This is a genomic window from Nonomuraea jiangxiensis (assembly GCF_900099965.1).
Lineage (GTDB): Bacteria > Actinomycetota > Actinomycetes > Streptosporangiales > Streptosporangiaceae > Nonomuraea > Nonomuraea jiangxiensis.
On sequence record NZ_FNDJ01000002.1, the window covers coordinates 258,970 to 279,063 of the forward strand.

Sequence of the window (20,094 nt, forward strand, 5' to 3'; positions counted from 1 at the left end):
TGGAAGGCGAGGTCCCCCTACTGCGGGCTTGACGTGCGCGGACCCTGATCATCAAATGGATCACTTATCTCGTCCGCCAGGGCCAGCAATGCGGCCGTGAACGCCTCGACTGGGGGTTTGACCAGTCCTGCACCGACTTGTCCGGTGCCTGCGACGCGGCCCGCGATGCCGGTGTTGACCACGGGCAGCAGGCCGGTCCTGGCCACCAGCGTGACGTCGATGCCGACCGGCGTGCCCCGGAAACCGAGGCCGGGGATCTGGTAGGCGGGGTGCTCGGCGAGCGTGATCTCGTACATGGAGCGGGTGGCCCTGACGGCGTCGGCCACCTCGCCGCCGACGAACCGCACGATGGCCGGGGCCGCCGCCATCGCGAAGCCGCCCAGGCCCGAGGTCTCGGTGATCGTGGAGTCGCCGATGTCCGGGTTGGCGTCCCCGGGGCCGTACGCGCCGAGGTAGAGGCCATCGGGCACGCCGGCGGGCCCGGTGAACCAGCGCCCGCCCAGGCCCGACACCTGCACGCCGAAGTCGGTGCCGTTCCTGGCCATGGCCACGACCAGGGACGAGCCGGGGATGTCCCGGGCCGCGTCGGTGCTGACCTTGGCCGCGGCCATGGCGGCGTTCAGGAAGAAGTGGTCGTTGCCGTTGACGAAGCGCAGCACCTGCGCGGCCGTGTCCGGGGCGGCCTCCACCACGGCCGGGGCCAGCTCGCGCAGCAGCAGGGAGGTGGCGGCGCGGTTGCGGTTGTGCAGCTCGTCGCCCATCTGCAGGGCCTGGGCCATCAGCGAGCGCAGGTCGATCGGCCCGGTGCGCTCCAGCGTGGCCGCCAGGGCCGGGCCGAGCACCTCGTCCATCCAGCGCAGGCGCTCCAGCACCTCGGGGCCGTACGCGCCGTATCGGAGGACCTTGCCCAGGCCCTCGTTGAGCGAGCAGTAGGCGGTGCCGCCGTGCTCGTCGTCGCGTACCTCGAACAGCCACATCGACGGGCTGACCACTCCGGCCATCGGGCCGACGGCCCCGTGCTCGTGGCACGGGCGCAACGCCACCGCGCCGGCCGCGAGCGCGCGCTCGGCGGCGCGCTCGTCGCGCGCCCGGCCCTCCAGCAGCATCGCGCCGATCAGCGCGCCGCGCATCGGGCCCGAGGCGCGCTCCCACTCGATGGGCGGGCCCGCGTGCAGGAACGTGTCCTCGTCGAGCACTTCCGAGGCCCGCCGCACCCGGACGAGCTGCGGACGCGCGGAGGTCAGCCGGCGCACGGCCAGTTCGTTGGCGGCCTGCCTGCGCGGGTCGGCCAGCACCGTGACCAGCGCCCGCGCGGTGCCGGGCAGCGGTGGCCGCCAGGACACCGGGACCGTCGGCACGGCCTGCGCCCTGAGCGACTCGTCGAGCAGGCCCGCGCCGACCGTGACGACGCGGGGCGGGGCGGAGAGCAGGGTCACAGCAGACTCCTGGCGTGCCGGGCGGCCTGGGCGTTGGAGGTGAACACCGCCGCGCCCGCCTCCCGGAAGGCGGCGGCCTGGCGGTGCAGGTCCTGCGGGTCGCCCTCGGTGCCGATGAGGGCGACCACGACCGTGGCGGGGGTGCGGGCGACGGCGTGCGCGAGCGAGGCGGCGGGGTCGGGATCGGCGCCGTGGCCCAGGACGACGTCCATGAGCACCACCTCCGTGTCACCGGCGCGGGAGAGCGCCTCCACGCGCAGCGTCGGGTCGATCATCGGGTGCGCGCGTCCCCTGGTGTAGACGTCGTCCCCGAAGTCGACGAAGTCTCCCTGCCCGGCGACCAGGGCGGCCTCGGTGCCGAGTGTCCCGCCGGAGTAGAGGCCCTTGATCGCCTTGTGCCGGGCCGTACGCCCCGACCAGGCGGGCCACGCCGGCCACTCGGGGACGGGCCGCTTGAGCGCGCGCAGCGCCTGCTCCGTCGCCTCCGTCAGGTCGGGCCCGCCCTCGCGCAGCAGCGCCCGCACCACCGGCGTGCGCAGCGGCGCCTCCTGTACGGCCCGCGCCACCTCGGGCGCGGCCGGCTTGGAGATGAGCACGATCAGCTCGGTGGCCGGGTCGTCGTCGAGCATGCGCAGGGCCCGCAGCGTGGACAGGCCGCCCACCTCGGCCGACAGGTCCCGGCCGCCCACGCCGAGCACGTGGCTGACGCCGGTGCCGGCCCAGTCGAGCAGGCACGTCACCTGCTGCGCGCCGGTGCCGGAGGCCGCGACGACGCCGACGGGGCCGGGAGTGAGGACGTTCGCGAAGCCCAGGCCCACGCCGGCGATCGCGGCGGTGCCGCAGTCCGGGCCCATGACCAGCACGTCCTTGGTCTCGGCCAGCTCCTTCAGCCACCTCTCCTGCCCGACCGTGACGCCGTCGCTGAAGATCATGACCGGCAGGCCGGCCTGGACGGCGTCGTGCGCCTCGGCGAAGGCGTACTCGCCCGGCACCGAGACCAGCACCAGGTCGGCGCTCGTGCGGAGGGCCGAGCGCGTGGTCAGCGGGGGCTGCTCGGCCGGCGTTTGCGGCTGCTGGAACGTGCTCAGCAGCCGGTCGGCCTCCGCGACGGCGGCCTCTGGGGCCTCGGCCCGCAGGGCGATGAGCAGGTCGCCGGGGCCGGCCTCGGGAGCGGGGAAGCCCAGGTCCCTGATGACGGAGAGGTTCAGGTCGGTGGCCATGGCGACCATCGCGGCCGACACTCCCGGCATTTCGGTTAGCGCACGACTTATCCGCATCAGGGTGACTGAGTCGTGGTACGCCCCGCGCCGTACCAGCACCAGCTCCCGGGTCACCGCGACCCACCCAGCGAGAGCACGGCGCTCACCCCGATGGCGATGCCCTGGGCCAGGTCGGCGCCCGAGGTGTGGCCGAGGCGGTGCAGCCGGCGCAGCGCCGGTTCGAGGCCCTGCCCGGCGGCGACGGCGCGCAACACCGCGCTCACCTCGGGGCTGGCCTCGCCCCTGGCCGCGCAGTGCAGCAACGTCGCCGAGATGGGCGTGGTCCGCGTGCCCGCGTCGAACGTCACGGCCGCCGCCAGCCAGCCGGCCAGCCACACCGCCCGCTCCACGCCCGCCGCCGCGCCCAGTTGCCGCAGCGTCACGAGCAGCCCCGCCAGCACGTCGTCGCCGCTCGGCGTGAGCCCGGGCCCGAGGCCCACGAGCTGCTCGGCCGCCGTCACCGCCCCCAGCAGCCAGCCCTTCGCGCAACTGCTCGCCAGCAGGTCCACGGCGTCGTTGCCGGCCAGCCCGGCACCCGGCGGATCGCCCAGGACGGTGGCGGCCCGCGCCAGGCGGGCGAGGTCCGTCCGGCCCGGCGGCGGCGCGGGATCCCACCAGCGGCGCACGCTCAGAGTCAGCCGCCCCAGCTCGACCGACCGGTCGCCCACCGTGGCCTCGTCACCGACCGTGACGTGCGGCAGCCGGGTGGCCAGCAGTACGGAGTTCGGCAGCCGGGTGGCCTCGCCCGTGATGACGGCGATCACCGAAGGCTCCAGATCCGTCCTGACCTCCAGATAAACCCCCGTCGGGAACGCGGCCAGCACGCGTGCCGGGCGGCGGGACGACTCCAGGACAGGGCGCACCGCGGCGCTGGCCGCGCCCGTGACGTGGACGCGGGAGCGCCTCACCTGAGTACTGACGGTCACCGGACCTCCCAACCGAGCTTGGACCTGACCGTAGAACGGGCCGGGAACCCCTCCGTACGGGTAAATTTGCCAACAGTCAGCGGGATGGTTGGCTCTTCCTGACAGACGGCTTCCGGGGTCACAATTTGCTCATGGAGCCCCCTGTCCGTCTCGCCAGCACCGGAACGATCATTCACGGTGTCTCCGTGGGAGAGGTGCTCGGCGTCTCGACGCTCGCCGAGGCCAGGCTGATCGCGGGGGAGAGCGGCCTCGGCCGGATCGTGCAGCGGCTCAACGTCATGGAAGTGCCCGACATCCTGGCCTGGGTCAAGCCGCACGAGCTGCTGCTCACCACCGGCTACCCGCTGCGCAACACCCCGCAGTCGCTCGGCCGGCTGGTGGCGGACCTGGACGAGCGCGGGCTGGCCGCGCTGGCGATCAAACTCGGGCGCTACGTGGACGAGCTGCCCGAGGAGATGGTCGAGCAGGCCGACCGGCTCGGCTTCCCCCTCATCCTGCTGCCGAACGACGTCGGCTTCGACGACATCCTCAACCAGGTGCTGACCGACATCCTCAACCGCCAGGCCGCCGTGCTCGCCCGCGCCGAGGAGGCGCACCGGGCGCTGGTCCAGGTGGTGCTGGCGGGCGGCGGGCTCCGCGAGGTCACCGCCGAGGTGGCGCAGCTGCTCGACGTGTCGGTGGCGGCCGTGGACGGCAGCGGCCGCGTGCTCGCCTCGGCCGGTCCCCCCGACCACGTCGCCGCCCTGCGCGCGTCGATCTCCAGTGAGGGGTCCCTGCCCGGCGTCGGGCGGTCGCGGGCGTTCGCCTCGGTGCCGGTCCTGGCCGGCGGGCACCACCACGGCCGGATCGTCGCCCACAGCCCGACCGGGGAGATCAGGGACAGCGACGTCGGCATCCTCGAACGCGCCGCCACCGTCGCCGCGCTCGTCGTCACCCGGCAGGAGGCGGTCAACGCCGTCGAGAGCAAATACCGGGCCGACTTCCTGCGCGACGTGCTCACCGGCCGGGCCGGCGCGACGGAGCGGGTCACGGCGCGGGCCAGGGCGTTCGGATGGGACCTGGCGCGGCCCGTGACGGTGCTGGTGGCCGAACTGGACCCGGAGGGCGACGAGCGCAGCGCGCAGGACCGGCTGGTGGCGTGCTGGACGGCGGCGATGCGGCGGCACGACCCGCGCGGGGCCGTGGCCGGGTTCTCGCACGAGGTGGTGGCCGTGGTGGACGCCTCCCTCGACGCCGCCCGGGTGGCCAAGGACGCCGCCTCGGCCTTCGCCGAGGTGCCGCCCGCCACCTTCTCCACCGGCACGTCGCGTCCCAGCCCGGGGGCGGAGACGCTGCCGGAGGCCTACTCGCAGGCGCTGAAGGCCGCCCGGGTGGGCCGCCAGCTGCACGGGCCCGGCGCGGTGGCCCACTTCGACCAGCTGGGGGTCTACCGGTTGCTGTCCCTGGTGAACGACACGGAGGAGCTGCACGCGTTCGTCAGGGAGACGCTCGGGCCGCTGGCCTCCGACGACGACGCCGAGAACGCCGACCTCCGGCGCACGCTCCAGGTCCTGCTGGAGACCAACCTGAACGTGGCGGAGACGGCCAGGCGGCTGCACTTCCACTACAACACGCTGCGCTACCGGATCGGGAAGCTGGAGCGCCTGCTGGGCAACTTCACCGACGACCCGCACCTGCGGCTCAACCTGACCCTGGCCCTGCACGTGTTACGGATGCGGGGGATCTAGGCTGGGGCCTCGTGGACTTCGAACTGCGCTCCGAATACATCCCGCTGTGTGACCTGCTGAAATACTGCGGGATCACGGAGACGGGCGGGATGGCCAAGCAACTCGTCGCCGAGGGCATGGTGCTGGTGGACGGCGAGGTCGAGCTGCGCAAGCGGGCCAAGATCCGGTCGGGGCAGGTGGTCAGCGGGGACGGGTTCTCGATCCGGGTGGAGTGACGAGGGCCTTTCACGGGAAGTCACCACGACATTACGCACTGTTTACTAACATCGGGCGCACTGACAAAAAGAAACGGCCCCCTGCCGGGGGCCGTAGTACCCGGGAACGTAGCCCCGAGCGGGTGACTTCATGTTAGGGCGTGGTGGCGGTGCGCGACAAGTCGAATGGTGAGGTTGAGCGAGTGGGCGTCTACGTCGACGGCTTCAACCTCTACTACGGCCTGCGGGAGCTCGGCAGGCGCCGGCTGTTGTGGCTCGACCTTCGGTCCATGGTCCTGCGCATCCTGCGGTCTCATCAGCGCCTCGTGGCCCTTCGCTACTTCACCGCCGCCATTCGCAACGATCCCCCGGCCATCGCGCGGCAGGAGGTGTATCTGGCGGCGGTGCAGAGCATCGGGGTGGAGGTCGTCCTGGGCAGATACCAGGAACAACTGGTGCGATGTCGGGCATGCGGCCAGACGCGGCGGACCTACGCGGAGAAGCAGTCCGACGTGGCGCTCGGCACCGCGATGGTGTCCGACGCGGCAACCGGCAAGGTCGACGTCGTCATGCTGGTGTCGGCCGACTCCGACATGTGCGCTGCCATCCACGCCATCAGACGGCTGGATCTGGAGCGTGGCACGAAGACGCGCGTGGTCACCGTGTTCCCGCCGCGAAGGCGCTCCGAAAGCCTGCGGCAGGTCAGCGATGCCTGGTTCCCGCTGGGCGACGCCGTGATCCGACAGTCCCAATTGCCCGACATTCTGCACGCGCCGGACGGGACCGTTTATCACCGGCCGCCGTACTGGAACTGACGGGGGCGGGTAGTGGTGCGCGGGTGGGCGTGGCTTTAACTGGTCATGAGGTCAGATTTGGCAGATCATGCCCGTGTGGGCGCGTGCCACCGGGCCTAATGTGCCCGCAACGGAACGTGTCGCCGGCCGATTATGGCCCAGTACAAGAGGGGCTCTCATGGCTTGGGGATGGACCAGACACGGTGACGGGAAGCACCTGGCCCCCGGTGAGGTGGTCAGGCCCGACGAGCGGCTGAGCTGGCCCCGGATGGTGGGGTTCGGAGCGCAGCACGTGATCGCGATGTTCGGCGCGACCTTCGTCTTCCCGCTCGTCATGGGGCTCGATCCGAACGTCGCCGTGATGATGTCCGGCGTCGCGACCATCCTGTTCCTGCTGATCGTCAAGGGGAAGGTGCCGAGCTACCTGGGGACCAGCGCGTCCTTCGTGGGCGGGGTGCTGGCCATCAGGGCCGTGATGGGGGGCGACACGGCGGGGACCGACGCCATCGTCACCGGGGCCATCCTCGTCGCGGGGTTCGTGCTCGCGCTGTCCGGCGTGGCCATTCACGTTCTCGGGGTGCAGATCATCCACCGGATCTTCCCGCCCGTGGTCACCGGGGCCGTGGTGATGCTGATCGGGTTCGGGCTGGCCTACGTGGTGGCGGACGTCTACTGGCCGCAGGACCACTGGGTCGCGCTGCTCACCATGGTCATCACGTTCCTGGTGATCGTGCTGTTCAAGGGGTTCGTCGGGCGGATCGGCGTGCTGGTCGGGCTGGTCGCCGGGTTCGTGCTGTCGTGGGTGCTGGACAGGATGGTCGGGCCGGTCACCTCCGTGCTGCCCGGGGCGAACCTGCGGGACGCCGCGGGGGCGGCCTGCCCGGCCGAGGGGACCTACTGCGTGGCCACCGCGTTCCCGCACGACCGGGTGAACCTCGGGTCCGTGGCCGACGCCGCGTGGGTCGGGCTGCCGAACTTCCACGTCCCGGACTTCCGGATGTCGGCCGTGCTGCTGGTGCTGCCCGCCGTCATCGCGCTCATCGCGGAGAACATCGGGCACGTCAAGGCCGTGGGGGAGATGACGCGGACCGACGTGGACCCGTACGTGGGACGGGCGGTGCTGGCCGACGGGGTGGGCACCATGGTCACCAGCGCCGTGGGCGGCTCGCCCACCACGACCTACGCCGAGAACATCGGGGTCATGGCCGCCACCAAGGTCTACTCCACGGCCGCCTACTACATCGCCGGGGTCATCGCCATCCTGTTCGGGCTCATCCCGAAGTTCGGGGCGCTGGTCGCGGCCACGCCGGGCGGGGTGCTGGGCGGCGTCACCGTCATCCTCTACGGCATGATCGGGTTGCTGGGCGCCAAGATCTGGATCGAGAACAGGGTGAACCTCGCCGATCCGGTGAACATGGTCCCGGTCGGCGCGGGCATCATTCTGGCCATCGGACCCGTGCAGCACCACATCGCCGGCGAGTTCACGCTGGAGGGCATCGCGCTCGGCACCATCGTCGTGCTGGGCGGCTATCACCTGCTGCGTGCCATCGCCCGGCAGAGCACCGAGCCGGTAAGGAGCGACGAACCGGTCAGGAGCGACAACGGGTGAAGCCACCTCCATTCGAATACCACGCCCCCCGCGACCTCGATGACGCGCTGCGCACTCTCGCGCGGGTGGGGACGGACGGGAAGGTGCTGGCAGGCGGGCAGAGCCTGATCCCGATGCTGAACATGCGGCTGATGGCGCCCGCGCACCTCGTCGACATCAACCGGGTCGCCTCCCTGGACGGGGTCGAGGCGGGCGCGGCGGGGGTGCGGGTGGGCGCGCTGGCCAGGCACTCGCAGGTGGAGCGGGGCCGGTCCCATCCGCTGCTCACCCGGGCGCTGCGGCTGGTCGCCCATCCGGTGATCCGCAACCGGGGCACGGTGGTGGGCAGCCTCGCCCACGCCGACCCGGCGGCCGAGCTGCCCGCGGTGCTGGCCGTCCTGGACGGTTCCGTACGGCTGGCGCGCTGGGAGTCCGGCAGGATCGCGACGCGGGAGGTGGGCGCGCGCGAGTTCCTGGTCGGGCCCATGGAGTCGGCGGTCAGGCCGGGGGAGCTGGCGGTGTCGGCGTTCTTCCCCGCCCTGGGGCCGCGGACCGGGGCCGCGTTCGAGGAGCTGGCCCGGCGGCACGGCGACTACGCGCTGGCCGGGGTCTGCGCCGTGGTCAGGCTGGACGAGGACGGCCAGGTGGCCGCCGCCAGGGTCGCCTGCACCGGGGTCGGCCCGGTGCCGGTCGTGGTCGACGTGACCGAGGCTTCGCGGGACGGCTGGGACGCGGCGGCGCGGCGCGTACAGGAGGAGATCGAGCCCGAGGACGACATCCACGCCTCGGCCGCCTACCGGCGGCACCTGGTGGGCGTGCTGGCGGGGCGGGCACTGGGCGGTGCGGCGAGGGAGGCGGCCGGTGGAGCATGAGATCACGCTCGTCGTGAACGGCACCGCCAGGCGGGTGACCGTGCCCGCGCGGCGGCTGCTGTCCGACTGCCTCCGCCACGACCTGGGGCTGACCGGCACCCACGTGGGATGCGAGCACGGCGTGTGCGGATGCTGCACGGTGCTGCTGGACGGGGAGCCGGTGCGCTCGTGCCTGACGTTCGCGGTCACCGTGGACGGGCGCGACATCACCACCGTGGAGGGGCTGGCCCCGGCGGGCGGGCTGTCGGCGGTGCAGCGCGCCTTCGCCGAGTGCCACGCGCTGCAGTGCGGGTTCTGCACGCCGGGGTTCCTGTGCACGGTCACCGCGCTGCTGCGGGACAACCCGGCGCCGACGGACGAGGAGGTGCTGGAGGGCCTGTCGGGCAACCTGTGCCGGTGCACCGGCTACCAGAACATCGCCAAGGCCGTCCACCGGGCCGCCGAGCTGCTGGCGGAGGAGTCATGACCACCAAGCTGTTCGGGGAGCCGGTACGGCGGCGGGAGGACCCACGGCTGCTCACCGGGCAGGGGCGATACCTCGACGACCTGGGGCGGGACGCTCTGGCCGCCGCGTTCGTACGTTCCCCGCACGCGCACGCCCGCATCCGCGACATCGACGTGACGCGGGCACTCGACGTGCCGGGACTCGTCGCGATCTACACCTGGGAGGACCTGCCGGAACGGGTGGCCCGCCCGCTGCCGCTGCTGATCCCGCACCCCGCGCTCACCCACGGGCGCACGGCCTACCCGCTGGCCAGGGAGATCGTCAGGCACGTGGGCGAGGCGGTGGTGATGGTCGTGGCCGCCGACCGGTACGCGGCCGAGGACGCCTGCGGGCTCATCGACGTCGACTACGAGCCGCTCAAGGCGGTCGTCGGCCTGGAGGAGGCGGTCCAGGGGGCCCAGCTCGTGCACGAGGACGTGCCGGGCAACCTGGGCACGCACTTCGTCCAGGAGGTGGCGGGCCTCGACGGGCGCGGCGCCAGGGAGGCGATCGAGGCCGCGCCGCACACGCTCGCCTTCCGGCTCGACATCGAGCGCAGCGCCAGCACCCCGCTGGAGGGGCGCGGCGTCTATGCCCGCTGGGACGGCCGGGACCTGCGCGTCTACTCCAGCACCCAGACCTCCAGCAGCGTGCGCATGGCCGTGGCCGCCGCGCTCCAACTGCCGCTGACCCAGGTCGAGGTGATCGCGCCCGACGTGGGCGGCGGGTTCGGGGTGAAGATCGTGCACCCGTGGCCGGAGGAGGTGCTGGTCCCGTGGGCGGCGATGACGCTCGGCCGCGAGGTCAAGTGGGCCGAGGACCGCAGGGAGCACTTCATCTCCTCGGCGCACGAGCGGGGACAGGTGCACTACGTACGGGTGGGGTTCGACGACGACGGGCGCGTCCTGGGGCTGGACGTGACCTTCCTGCACGACCACGGGGCCTACACGCACTACGGCATCATCGTGCCGATCATCACCTCCACGCAGCTGCTCGGGCCGTACAAGATCGGGGCCTACCGGGTCGAGTTCAGCGCCGTCTACACCAACACCGTGCAGGTCACGCCCTACCGGGGGGCCGGCAGGCCGCAGGGGGCGTTCTGCATGGAGCGGACGATGGACAAGATCGCCCGCTACCTGGGCAAGGACCGGACCGTGGTGCGCGAGGTCAACTTCATCGGGCCCGACGAGTTCCCGTACGATCAGAGGATGATCTTCCAGGACGGCCGCCCGCTCATCTACGACAGCGGGAACTATCCCGAGATGCTCCGCATGATCAAGGAGCTGATCGGCTGGGACGAGCACGTGGGGCGGCCCGGCACGGGCATCGGCATCGGCTGCTACGTCGAGGGCACCGGGGTCGGGCCCTACGAGGGCGGGCACGTGCAGATCACCTCCGACGGGCGGGTGCACGTCTCCACCGGGCTCACCTCGCAGGGGCAGGGGCACGAGACGGTCTTCGCCCAGATCGCCGCCACCGAGCTGGGCGTGCCCATCGAGCGCGTGAGCGTGGTGACCGGGGACACCCGCAGGTTCGGGTACGCGGTGGGCACGTTCGCCTCCAGGGCGGCCGTCGTCAGCGGCAGCGCCATCGCGCTGGCCTGCCGCAAAGTACGCGAGAAGGCGCTGCGCATCGCGGGCGACGCGCTGGAGGCCGACCCGGCCGACCTGGAGATCGAGGACGGGGTCGTGCGCGTGGCCGGGGCCCCGGGCGCCACCATCCCGCTGGGCACGGTGGCCGTGCTGGCCAACCCGCTGCGTTACGCCTTCGACGAGGAGGCGACCAGGGCCACCCCGTTCGCCGGCGCCGCCGACTTCGACCGGCCGCCGGTGGCCGAGGGCGACGAGCCGGGGCTGGAGGGCCGCGACTTCTACTCGCCGATCAGGTCCACGTTCGCGGCGGGCATGCACGCGGCGATCGTCGAGACCGACCCGGACACCGCCGAGATCAGGGTGGTGCGCTACGCCGTCGTGCACGACTGCGGCAAGCTGATCAACCCGATGCTCGTCGAGGGCCAGATCCACGGGGGAGTCGCCCAGGGCATCGGCGGGGCGCTGTACGAGCGCATGGTGTACGACGCGCACGGCCAGCTCGTCAACGCCTCCTTCATGGACTTCCTCATGCCGTACGCCACCGAGATCCCGCACGTCGAGACCGCCCACCTGGAGACGCCCTCGCCGCTCAACCCCCTCGGCGTCAAGGGCGCGGGCGAGGCCGGTGTGATCCCCGTGGCCGCCGTCATCGCCTCGGCCGTCGAGGACGCCGAGGGCATCGAGATCGACCGCATGCCCCTGTCCCCGTCCGAGCTCTTCGACCTGCGCACCGCCCGCGACATGAAATGATCGGTGCCGTGCGCGCGCCCGCCTCCGGTCTGGCCTCCTTCCCCGCCCTCCCCGACGACGTCCGGCTGGTCGACCTGTCCTGGAACGATCTCACCGAGGTTCCGGCCCGGGTGGCCGGGCTGGGGTCGCTGGAGGAGCTCCGGCTCGACGGCAACCGGCTGCGCTCGCTGCCCGACCTGTCGGGGTTGACCGCCCTGCGCGCGCTGCACCTCGACGGCAACGAGCTGACGGACTTCCCGCGCTGCCCGCCGGGCCTGGAGACGCTCTCCTTGTACGGCAACCGCGTCGGTTCGCTGCCCGACCGGCCGGGCCCGAGCCTGCGTCACCTGTCGGTCGGCGCCAACGGCCTGACCCACGTGCCCGGCCCATGGTGGGCGCTGACCGGCCTGGAGTCGCTCAACCTGGCCGAAAACGCGCTCACCGAGATCCCCGCGGCCGTCGGCGGGCTCACCCGGCTGCGGATGCTCGACCTGGGGCACAACCGGCTCGCCGGCGTTCCCGCCGAGCTCGGCGACCTCCACCTCACCGACTACCTCTACCTGAGCGACAACCTGCTCACCGAGGTGCCGGCGGCGCTGGGGCGGCTGGACCGGCTGACCTACCTCAATCTGACGGACAACCGGCTCACCCGGCTGCCCGACTCCCTCGGCGCCATGACCGCGCTCGTGGAGCTGCGACTCTACGGCAACCGGCTGACGGAGCTGCCCGGCACGGTGGGTGGGTTGCGGCGGTTGCGGGAGCTGCACCTGCGGGGCAACCGGCTGACCCGGTTGCCCGCGGCCATCGCCGAACTCGGCGAGCTGCGGGTGCTCGACCTGCGTGACAACCTGCTGACGGAGCTGCCCGAGACCCTGCCGCCCCGGCTCACCCAGCTCGACCTGCGCAACAACCGGCTGCGCACGCTGCCCGCGCGGCTGCCCGCCCTGGACAAGCTCGACCTGCGGTGGAACAAGCTCGACGGCGAGCCGGAGGTGCTGCAGGGGTTGCGCGAGCGCGGCTGCGTCATTTTGCGCTGAACCCGGAGGCTTGGGGCTGCGTACCCACGCACATGAGGACTTATCCACGTCTGGCCGCTGTCGCGCTGCTGGCCGGGCTGGTCGCCGCCTGTTCGTCCTGTTCGTCGTCGGCGGGCTGGAGCGACTATGCCGCAGGAGCCAAGGACAAGGAAGTCACGACGCCGCTGACCGTCGAGCAGCTCTCCGCCAAGGTCCGCTGCAAGCCGAAGATGCAGGTCGAGGGCAGTGACCTGCGTACGGGGTACTGCAAGACCTCGGACGGCGAGTTCTTCGTCAACACCTTCGCCAGCGAGGCGCTGAAGGACGCGTGGATGAACGAGGCGCCCGAGTACAACCCGCACCTGGTCGGCTTCCGCTGGACCGTCCTGGGCCCGCTCAACGTGCTCAAGGCGCTGCAGGAGCCGCTCAACGGCGACCTCCACCTCACGGATCACCGGGTCTCGGGAACCCCGACGCCGCAGGGGTGAACCCGGGCGGGCCAGTCTGCGTAACTCCGCACATGACGACATTTCCACGTCTGGCCGCTTTCGCGCTGCTGGCCGGGCTGGTCGCCGCCTGCTCCTCCGGAAGCGGGGGCGGCTACGTCGCAGCAGGCAACGGCCGGCAGAACGCCGCCCCTCTCACCGTCGAGCAACTCTCCGCCAAGGTCGGCTGCGAGCCGAAGATGCAGGTGGACGCCGCGGACATCCGTACGGGGTACTGCAAGACCCCGGACGGCGAGTTCTTCGTCAGCACCTTCACGACCCAGGCCGGCAAGGACGCCTGGATGGACGCCGCCCCCGAGTACAACCCGCACCTGGTCGGCACGCTCTGGACGGTCCTGTCCAGCAGGCAGGTGCTCGACCTGCTGAAGGAGCGGCTCGGCGGCGACCTGCACCTGACGGACCACCGGACCAAGCAGATGCGCACGGTCGACTAGCGCGCCCGTTACGCGACAGGGGCCGACTGGACCCGCTTGCGGAACACCCAGTACGTCCACCCCTGGTACACCAGGACGAACGGCAGCGTGATCAGGCCGATCCAGCTCAACACCGTCAGCGTGTACGCGCCGGAGGCGGCCTCGGCGAGCGTGAGCCCCGGCAGCGGCTGCCGCCGCAGCTCCATGAACACCGCCAGCGAGGCCAGCACGATGGCGCCCGCCGTGGCCGCGAACGCCCAGCCCTCCCTGCGCCGCCAGGTCAGCGCCGTGGCCGCGGCCAGCGCCGCCATGGAGGCCAGCGCGGGGAAGGTGCCCAGGCCGGACAGGGCGAACACCGCCACCGGGATGACCACGGCCCCGGCGGCCAGGGCCGCGCGGCGGGCGCGGCGGCGTACCGGGCCGGTGGTCCTGAGCGCCAGGAAGACGGCGCCGTGCAGCGCGCACACCGCCAGCGTGAACGCGCCGCCGAGCAACGCCGCAGGGAGGCCGTCGAAGACCAGGTCCGCGAAGATCGCGCCCCACAGGAACGCCGGCAGCGCGCTGCCCGCCACGATGCCGAGGTCGCACCAGCGCGGATCGGCGACCTTGCCGCGCCACTCCAGGCCGACGCCGCGCACGATCAACCCCACCAGGACGAGCACCACCGGCAGGTAGAACGTGCTGAACACCCCCGCGTACCAGGCCGGGAAGGCGGCGAACATGGCGCCCACCGCGGTGATCAGCCACACCTCGTTGCCGTCCCACACCGGCCCGATGGTCTCCAGGCTCTGCCGCCGCTCGGCCGGATCCCGGCTCACCAGCGGCCCCAGCATCCCGACGCCGAAGTCGAAGCCCTCCAGCACGAAGTAGCCGGTCCAGAGGAAGGCGATGATGACGAACCACAGATCGATCACGGTCGTGCCCTTCAGTACATCAGCGACGGTTCGAGCCGCTCGGGCGCGGGAGCGGGGTCCGGCTCCTCGGCGCCCTTGCGGACGTGCCTGGCCAGCAGTACGGCCTCGGCCACCGCGAGACCGCCGTACAGGAGCGTGAAGATCGTCAGCGAGGTGGCCACCTCGGCCAGGCTCACGCCGGGCGACACGCTGGAGGCCGTGAGCAGTTCGCCCGCGACCGTCCACGGCTGGCGGCCGATCTCGCTCAGCAGCCAGCCCGCGATCACCGCGACCAGGGGGAGCGGCAGCGCGAGCAGCAGCGCCCGCGACAGCGGCACCGGGAACGGCCGCCGGCGCCTGGTCAGCCAGAGCCCGAGGAGCGACAGGCCCACCGTGGCCATCCCGAACCCGATCATCACCCGGAACGACCAGAACACCACGGTCTGGTTCGGCCGGTAGTCGCCGGGACCGAACTGCTGCTCGAAGCGCTTTTGCAGGTCCTCGGTGCCCTGGACGACGGCCTTGGGGTCGTGGGTGGACAGGAAGCTGAGCACGCCGGGGATCTCGATGCCGGGGGCCACGGAGAACGGGGCGCTCGCGGTGTCGTGTTCCAGCCCCTCGGCGGCGGCCAGCTTCATGGGCTGCTGCTCGTACATCAGCCGGGCGGAGGTGTCACCGGTGCCCGCGACGACGACCCCCGCGATGGCCGTCATGACCAGTGCGGCCCGGGCGGCGCTGCGCCACATGGGCGCGCGCGTCCTGATCATCCAGTAGCCGCACACCGCCAGCACGAAGCCGCCCGCCACGATGAACGCCGCCCCGATCACGTGCGGGACCTGGGCGAGCGCCGTCGAGTTGGTGAGTACGGCCCACAGATCGGTCATCCTGGCCTTGCCGTCGACCACCTCGTAGCCGACCGGGTGCTTCATCCAGGCGTTGGCCGCGAGGATGAAGTAGGCCGACAAATTGGACCCGATGGCGGCCGCCCAGATGCACGCCAGGTGCACCCGCTTCGGCAGCCGCTCCCAGCCGAAGATCCACAGTCCCAGGAACGTGGACTCCATGAAGAAGGCCAGCAACGCCTCCATCGCCAGCGGCGCGCCGAAGACGTCGCCGACGAAGGTGGAGTATTCACTCCAGTTCATCCCGAACTGGAACTCCTGCACGATGCCGGTGACCACGCCCATGGCGAAGTTGATCAGGAACAGCTTCCCGAAGAACTTCGTGAGCTTCAGGTAGTGCTCTTTCCCCGTGCGGTGCCAGGCCGTCTGGAGGCCCGCCACGAAGATTCCCAGACCGATGGTCAGGGGCACGAACAGGAAGTGGTAGACGGTGGTGACCCCGAACTGCCACCGTGCCAGGTCCAGTGCGTCCATCTCTTCCCGTCCCACTCCTTCGAGCTTTGCTCTACACGTTGTAGTACATCTACTTGCAGTAGTACTACAAGCTGTAGAGCAATGCGCTGCGACCTTCGTCACATCCCGGTTCTGGCAGGTGTTGCCCTTATCCGGACGGGCGGGGATGCCTAGAGTGACGACCATGAAAGTGGCCGGCAGTGCCGTGATCGGCGTTCAGAGGGATCGGGTGTGGGCGGCGCTCCAGGACCCGGCGGTGCTCGTCCGCAGCATTCCGGGCTGCGAGCGGCTGGAGGAGGCGGGGCCTGACACGTACCGGATGACCGTCACCGCGGGGGTGGCGTCCGTCAAGGGCGTCTATCAGGGGGAGGTCGCGCTGGCCGACCCGCTGGCCCCGGAGAGCTTCACGCTCAAGGCACGCGGGCAGGGCGCGCCGGGGACGGTGGACGCCACCGTCCTGGTACGGCTGAGCGAGACCGACGGCGGCACCCGGGTGGACTACGACGCCGAGGCGGTGATCGGCGGGATGATCGGCGGGGTCGGGCAGCGCATGCTGGCCTCGGTGGCCAAGCGGACGGCGGCCGAGTTCTTCACCGCCGTCGAGGAATGCCTGCGGACGGCCGGCGCCGAGCAGCTCGCCATGGCCACCGCCGGCGCCGGGTATCCGGGGATGGCCATCGCCGGCGGAGACGGCGCCGGGATCGTGGAGGCGGGCCGCCGGCAGGCCGTGCCGGCGCCCGAGGGGTTCGCGGCGGGCGCGGGCGCGGTGGGCCGGGGCGCCGTCTACGAGCGTCCTCCCAGGCGGCACACCGAGGCGCGGCCGTGGGTGATGCTGGCGTCGTTCGGCATGGGAGCGGGGATCGCGCTCGCCGGGGTCGCGGTGGGCTGGCTCCTCGGGCGCGGCACCCGCCGCCCGCGCTCCTGACACCGCGCCACCCCCCGAACCGCGCCCGGGCCGTGGCACCTCGTGTGTCGCTTGTGGCGTGGGTGATGTCAAGGCGGCCTGAGCGGCGCATATCGGGTGATGGACGCGATTCTGGGAGCCGGTCGGGGCCCTCGCGGAAAAGGATCTCCCGGCGTAGCGTGGCGGTATGCGGCAGGCACACGCTGAAGACGCCCGGACCGAAGCCAGGCGAGTCGTACGCAACCTGCTCGGTGAGGAGCGGCCGACCTCCGAGGCGCTGATCGGTGGCGCGCGCCCGGTGCTCGGGGACGAGCGGACCGACCGCAGTCTCGGGCTCGCGCTGGGGGCCTCGCTCACCAGGCGGTCGGCCGAACTGGCCGCCATCGCGGCCCTGCTGGTCGGGACCCGCGAGCTCGGCGCCGAGTGGTGGACCCGTTCCAGGGGCGGCAAGTTGCCGCCGCCCGACGAGGTCCTGCGCACGGCCGTCGCCATCGAGCCGTGGACGGATCTCACGGCGCTGGAGATGCTGGCCGCCTGGGTCTCCGACGACGCCGCCGACCAGATGTGGGGACAGCCGGTCGCCCAGGTCGATCTCAACTCCTGGCAGGCCGAGGACCGGTTCGACCTGCCCGCGGGGGTGAAGCCGGGGCAGCGGCTCGTGGTGCACTTCGACGCCGGCGGTCGGCTCGACGCCGTCGTCACCCGGCGGCCCGACGAGGACCTCGGGTCCAACCTCGACTTCCACTCCTTGCGCTACTCGCGCCCCGCCGAGGCCCTGTGGAGCTGGGGGGTGGCGGCCGGGCTGGGGCCGCACCGGCTGCCAGGGGAGGACCCCGATCCCTACGCGCGGCAGGTTCCGTCCGCCGCCGGCGACGTCCTGCGGGCGTGGGCGATGCGGCACGGTGCCACGCTGGAGCAGCTCGGTGAGCGGTGGGAGACCGTGGGCGACGTCGTGGCCGCCATCGAACGGGTGGACTGGATGTGGCGGAGCGGGGAGTGGTTCGGGTGGTGGCGCGGAGCCTCCGCCCTGGTGGACGACTCCGGCTACCTCCCTGACCGGCTGGAGGAGCTCGCCGCCGGATAGCGGCGCGGGCGGGTTCGCGCCCCGGGAGCGGAATCAGGTTCGGCCGCGGGTGGTTGTGCCTGACCGTGAAGGTGGAGATTTTCTCTGATGTCGTGTGCCCCTGGTGCTATATCGGGCACGTCAGGTTCGGCCGGGCGGCCGAGCGGTTCCGGGCCAAGGGCGGTGTCATCGACGTGACGATGCGGCCGTTCCAGCTCGACCCCGACGCCCCTCAGCAGGGGGAGCCGGTGATCCCGGCCCTGGAGCGGAAGTTCGGCCAGAACGCCCGCCAGATGACGCGGCGGGTCATCGACACCGCCACCGACGAGGGCCTGGAGATGCACTACGACAGGGCCCTGAGCGCCAACACGTTCGAGGCGCACCGGCTGATCGAGGTCGCCGGACGGCAGGGCCACGGCCAGGAGATGGCCGAGCGGCTGTTCAGGGCCCACTTCAGCGACGGGCTCGACGTGGGCGACGCCGGCGTCCTGCGCGGGCTCGCCGGGGAGGTCGGCGTCGAGGACGGCGGCCAGGGGGCCGAGGAGGTGCGCGAGCAGCTCGGCCGGGCCCGGGCGCTCGGGATCAGCGGGGTGCCGCTGTTCCTGTTCGAGGGCAAGTACGCGGTGTCCGGGGCCCAGCCGGAGGACACGTTCGCGGCGGCCATCGACGAGGTGGCGGAGCGCACCGGGCAGACGCCGATCACTCAGCTCGCCGCTCCCGTCGACGGGTGTGACGACGGATACTGCGCCGTCTGAACGGGTGGGAGAATCGTGACGTGTCGAGTCGTCGCCTTGGTTACCTGCTCAAGCACGCCAACCTGCGCCTCGCGGGGCTGACGGGGCCGGCGCTGGAGCCGTACGGGATCGACGGGCGCGAGTTCGCGGTGCTGACGGTGCTGGGCGGGCCCGGGCCGCTGTCGCAGCTGGCGGTGGCCCAGCGGCTGGGGATCGACCGGACGACGATGGTGGCCCTGCTCGACGCGCTCGAAGGCAAGCGGCTGGTGGCGCGCCGCCCGCACCCCGACGACCGGCGTAAAAACGTGGTCGAGCTGACCGAACGCGGCCGGGACACCCTGGAAGGGGCCACGCGGGTCGTGGACGAGGCCGAGCGGGCCTTCCTGTCCTCGTTGCCGGAGGGTGACGCGCGGCGCCTCAGGGAGCTTCTGGAGCGCGTGGTGTGAGGGCGCGGGCGGGCGTCTACTCCGGGGAGGGGTCGCCCGTGCCCTCGCCGAGCTCGCCGGAGCGGTGGTGGCGGCGGCAGAGGACCTGATAGCGCACGGGTGAGGCGTCGGTGTCGCCGATGACGACCCGCTCACCGGCGCGGACCAGCGCCCCGCCCACCACCCTGGCGTTGAGCTGCCCCGGCCGCCCGCACCAGCACAGCACCTCGACCTGCAGCCGGGACACCTCGTCGGCCAGTTCGAACAGCCGCTGCGCCGCCGGGAACATCACCGACCTGAAGTCGGAGGCCAGTCCGAACGCGAACACGTCCACCCCGTGCTCGTCCACCAGGTCGGCGAGCTGCTCGATCTGCTCCACGGAGTAGAAGCAGGCTTCGTCGCAGATCAGGTAGTCGATGCGGTCGTAGGCCGTCACCAGCCGTACGAGATCCAGCCCGTCGTCCACCTCGATGGCCTCCAGCCCGAGCCCGATCCGGCTGGTGATCTTGGGGCCGCCCGAGCGATCGTGCTTGGTGAGCAGCAGTCCGCGCCGTCCCTGACGCCGGTGGTTGTAGTTCATCTGGAGCGCCAGCGTGGACTTCCCGCAGTCCATGGGGCCGAAGTAGAACTTCAGTACGGCATCCCTGGATCCAGAGGGCACCGGCGACAAGGCAGACGAATGGGTCACGGGATGCCAGCTTAGCGGCTTGGCTTGTTCCATGACCTCGTGGGACATTTCTCCCCTGGAGTTTCAGGAGGAATCTGTGGTCACCGACAAACCGCCATCCCCGCCGCCGTTCCCACCGCCGTCCCCGCCGCCGTCCCCGCCATCCGCGCTCGACATGATGATGACGCAGGACGACCTCACGGCCGCCCAGGCCGAGGCCACCCGCTGGCGGTACGGCTTCCTGGTCGTGGTGACGGGCATCGTCGCGACGCTGATCGCCTTCGGCGCGGCCGTGTTCGCCACCGGGGAGCTCGCCGCGCTGTTCGCGGGAGTGGCCGGCGTGATCGGCACCATCATCGGGGCCTACTTCGGCGTGCAGGCCGGGCAGTCGGGGAAGGCCAGGGTCGAGGCCGAGCTGGCCAGGGCCCAGGAGATGGTGGTACGGCTGGCGGCCTACGTCGGCACTGAGAACGCGCCCCGAGTCATCGACGAAGTGCTCGGCCGTCGCCGAAGCTGA

21 protein-coding genes are annotated in these 20,094 nt (G+C 71.9%); 15 read left to right on the top strand and 6 right to left on the bottom strand.

Features of this window, described 5'->3' with window-relative positions; genetic code table 11:
• Positions 1 to 17: 17 nt before the first annotated feature.
• Genes BLS95_RS04485 through BLS95_RS04495 form a run of 3 tightly spaced genes read right to left on the bottom strand, consistent with a single transcriptional unit; the run spans position 18 to position 3,621 of the window.
• The gene (locus BLS95_RS04485) at positions 18 to 1,436 is read right to left on the bottom strand and encodes a YlbE family protein (RefSeq protein WP_090929572.1); all 1,419 of its coding nucleotides are present in this window, start codon (positions 1,434 to 1,436) and stop codon (positions 18 to 20) included.
• Positions 1,433 to 2,770 carry an AllF/FdrA family protein gene (locus BLS95_RS04490; RefSeq protein ID WP_090929573.1) on the bottom strand — a complete coding sequence of 446 codons (1,338 nt, stop codon included), beginning with the start codon at positions 2,768 to 2,770 and terminating at the stop codon, positions 1,433 to 1,435. Before BLS95_RS04490 ends, BLS95_RS04485 begins: the two co-directional genes overlap by 4 nt.
• Entirely contained in the window at positions 2,767 to 3,621 is an 855-nt protein-coding gene (locus tag BLS95_RS04495; protein WP_245764826.1) for an oxamate carbamoyltransferase subunit AllH family protein, read from the bottom strand. Before BLS95_RS04495 ends, BLS95_RS04490 begins: the two co-directional genes overlap by 4 nt.
• A gap of 131 nt (positions 3,622 to 3,752) precedes the next feature.
• Here BLS95_RS04495 and BLS95_RS04500 point away from each other — a divergent pair, with 131 nt between their 5' ends.
• The 10 genes from BLS95_RS04500 to BLS95_RS04545 all read left to right on the top strand — a co-directional run bounded on the left by BLS95_RS04500 (position 3,753) and on the right by BLS95_RS04545 (position 13,557).
• Positions 3,753 to 5,348, top strand: a complete 1,596-nt coding sequence (locus BLS95_RS04500) for a PucR family transcriptional regulator (protein ID WP_090929575.1) — start codon at positions 3,753 to 3,755, stop codon at positions 5,346 to 5,348.
• 11 nt (positions 5,349 to 5,359) lie between these two features.
• A complete protein-coding gene (locus BLS95_RS04505; protein WP_090929576.1) occupies positions 5,360 to 5,563 on the top strand; it encodes an RNA-binding S4 domain-containing protein in 204 nt (67 codons plus the stop codon).
• Positions 5,564 to 5,706: 143 nt separating this feature from the next.
• Positions 5,707 to 6,357, top strand: a complete 651-nt coding sequence (locus BLS95_RS04510; protein WP_176993014.1) for an NYN domain-containing protein — start codon at positions 5,707 to 5,709, stop codon at positions 6,355 to 6,357.
• 157 nt (positions 6,358 to 6,514) lie between these two features.
• Positions 6,515 to 7,945, top strand: coding sequence for a uracil-xanthine permease family protein (locus BLS95_RS04515; protein ID WP_090929578.1), 1,431 nt, complete (start codon positions 6,515 to 6,517; stop codon positions 7,943 to 7,945).
• A complete protein-coding gene (locus BLS95_RS04520; protein WP_090929579.1) occupies positions 7,942 to 8,796 on the top strand; it encodes an FAD binding domain-containing protein in 855 nt (284 codons plus the stop codon). The genes BLS95_RS04515 and BLS95_RS04520 overlap by 4 nt, the downstream gene beginning before the upstream one ends.
• The gene (locus tag BLS95_RS04525; protein WP_090929580.1) at positions 8,786 to 9,262 is read left to right on the top strand and encodes a (2Fe-2S)-binding protein; all 477 of its coding nucleotides are present in this window, start codon (positions 8,786 to 8,788) and stop codon (positions 9,260 to 9,262) included. Before BLS95_RS04520 ends, BLS95_RS04525 begins: the two co-directional genes overlap by 11 nt.
• On the top strand, positions 9,259 to 11,622 hold the full coding sequence (gene cutA, locus BLS95_RS04530) for an aerobic carbon-monoxide dehydrogenase large subunit (RefSeq protein ID WP_090929581.1): 2,364 nt from the start codon (positions 9,259 to 9,261) through the stop codon (positions 11,620 to 11,622). Before BLS95_RS04525 ends, cutA begins: the two co-directional genes overlap by 4 nt.
• A gap of 8 nt (positions 11,623 to 11,630) precedes the next feature.
• Entirely contained in the window at positions 11,631 to 12,638 is a 1,008-nt protein-coding gene (locus BLS95_RS04535; RefSeq protein ID WP_245764827.1) for a leucine-rich repeat domain-containing protein, read from the top strand.
• Positions 12,639 to 12,670: 32 nt separating this feature from the next.
• Positions 12,671 to 13,105, top strand: coding sequence for a hypothetical protein (locus tag BLS95_RS04540; RefSeq protein WP_090929583.1), 435 nt, complete (start codon positions 12,671 to 12,673; stop codon positions 13,103 to 13,105).
• Positions 13,106 to 13,137: 32 nt separating this feature from the next.
• Positions 13,138 to 13,557, top strand: a complete 420-nt coding sequence (locus BLS95_RS04545; RefSeq protein WP_090929584.1) for a hypothetical protein — start codon at positions 13,138 to 13,140, stop codon at positions 13,555 to 13,557.
• Positions 13,558 to 13,565: 8 nt separating this feature from the next.
• On the opposite strand, the gene cydB is transcribed toward BLS95_RS04545, so the two are convergent.
• Both cydB and BLS95_RS04555 read right to left on the bottom strand, forming a co-directional pair.
• The gene (gene cydB, locus BLS95_RS04550; RefSeq protein WP_090929585.1) at positions 13,566 to 14,450 is read right to left on the bottom strand and encodes a cytochrome d ubiquinol oxidase subunit II; all 885 of its coding nucleotides are present in this window, start codon (positions 14,448 to 14,450) and stop codon (positions 13,566 to 13,568) included.
• Between the two features lie 11 nt (positions 14,451 to 14,461).
• On the bottom strand, positions 14,462 to 15,805 hold the full coding sequence (locus tag BLS95_RS04555) for a cytochrome ubiquinol oxidase subunit I (protein WP_090929586.1): 1,344 nt from the start codon (positions 15,803 to 15,805) through the stop codon (positions 14,462 to 14,464).
• A 163-nt stretch (positions 15,806 to 15,968) separates the two neighbouring features.
• Here BLS95_RS04555 and BLS95_RS04560 point away from each other — a divergent pair, with 163 nt between their 5' ends.
• From BLS95_RS04560 to BLS95_RS04575, 4 genes are all read left to right on the top strand, one after another.
• Positions 15,969 to 16,709 carry an SRPBCC family protein gene (locus tag BLS95_RS04560; protein WP_090929912.1) on the top strand — a complete coding sequence of 247 codons (741 nt, stop codon included), beginning with the start codon at positions 15,969 to 15,971 and terminating at the stop codon, positions 16,707 to 16,709.
• Positions 16,710 to 16,875: 166 nt separating this feature from the next.
• The gene (locus tag BLS95_RS04565; protein ID WP_090929587.1) at positions 16,876 to 17,772 is read left to right on the top strand and encodes a hypothetical protein; all 897 of its coding nucleotides are present in this window, start codon (positions 16,876 to 16,878) and stop codon (positions 17,770 to 17,772) included.
• A gap of 65 nt (positions 17,773 to 17,837) precedes the next feature.
• A complete protein-coding gene (locus BLS95_RS04570; protein WP_090929913.1) occupies positions 17,838 to 18,506 on the top strand; it encodes a DsbA family oxidoreductase in 669 nt (222 codons plus the stop codon).
• Positions 18,507 to 18,526: 20 nt separating this feature from the next.
• The gene (locus BLS95_RS04575; protein WP_218135600.1) at positions 18,527 to 18,931 is read left to right on the top strand and encodes a MarR family winged helix-turn-helix transcriptional regulator; all 405 of its coding nucleotides are present in this window, start codon (positions 18,527 to 18,529) and stop codon (positions 18,929 to 18,931) included.
• 16 nt (positions 18,932 to 18,947) lie between these two features.
• On the opposite strand, the gene BLS95_RS04580 is transcribed toward BLS95_RS04575, so the two are convergent.
• Positions 18,948 to 19,598 carry a thymidine kinase gene (locus BLS95_RS04580; protein ID WP_245764828.1) on the bottom strand — a complete coding sequence of 217 codons (651 nt, stop codon included), beginning with the start codon at positions 19,596 to 19,598 and terminating at the stop codon, positions 18,948 to 18,950.
• 154 nt (positions 19,599 to 19,752) lie between these two features.
• Here BLS95_RS04580 and BLS95_RS04585 point away from each other — a divergent pair, with 154 nt between their 5' ends.
• The gene (locus BLS95_RS04585; RefSeq protein WP_090929589.1) at positions 19,753 to 20,094 is read left to right on the top strand and encodes a hypothetical protein; all 342 of its coding nucleotides are present in this window, start codon (positions 19,753 to 19,755) and stop codon (positions 20,092 to 20,094) included.

Excerpts from the sequence above, each read along its gene's own strand:
- BLS95_RS04585 (WP_090929589.1), top strand. The coding sequence starts at position 19,753 with ATGATGATGACGCAGGACGACCTCACGGCCGCCCAGGCCGAGGCCACC.
- BLS95_RS04545 (WP_090929584.1), top strand. The coding sequence starts at position 13,138 with ATGACGACATTTCCACGTCTGGCCGCTTTCGCGCTGCTGGCCGGGCTG.
- BLS95_RS04500 (WP_090929575.1), top strand. The coding sequence starts at position 3,753 with ATGGAGCCCCCTGTCCGTCTCGCCAGCACCGGAACGATCATTCACGGT.
- BLS95_RS04565 (WP_090929587.1), top strand. The coding sequence starts at position 16,876 with ATGCGGCAGGCACACGCTGAAGACGCCCGGACCGAAGCCAGGCGAGTC.
- BLS95_RS04540 (WP_090929583.1), top strand. The coding sequence starts at position 12,671 with ATGAGGACTTATCCACGTCTGGCCGCTGTCGCGCTGCTGGCCGGGCTG.
- BLS95_RS04555 (WP_090929586.1), bottom strand. The coding sequence starts at position 15,805 with ATGGACGCACTGGACCTGGCACGGTGGCAGTTCGGGGTCACCACCGTC.
- BLS95_RS04560 (WP_090929912.1), top strand. The coding sequence starts at position 15,969 with ATGAAAGTGGCCGGCAGTGCCGTGATCGGCGTTCAGAGGGATCGGGTG.
- BLS95_RS04515 (WP_090929578.1), top strand. The coding sequence starts at position 6,515 with ATGGCTTGGGGATGGACCAGACACGGTGACGGGAAGCACCTGGCCCCC.
- cutA (WP_090929581.1), top strand. The coding sequence starts at position 9,259 with ATGACCACCAAGCTGTTCGGGGAGCCGGTACGGCGGCGGGAGGACCCA.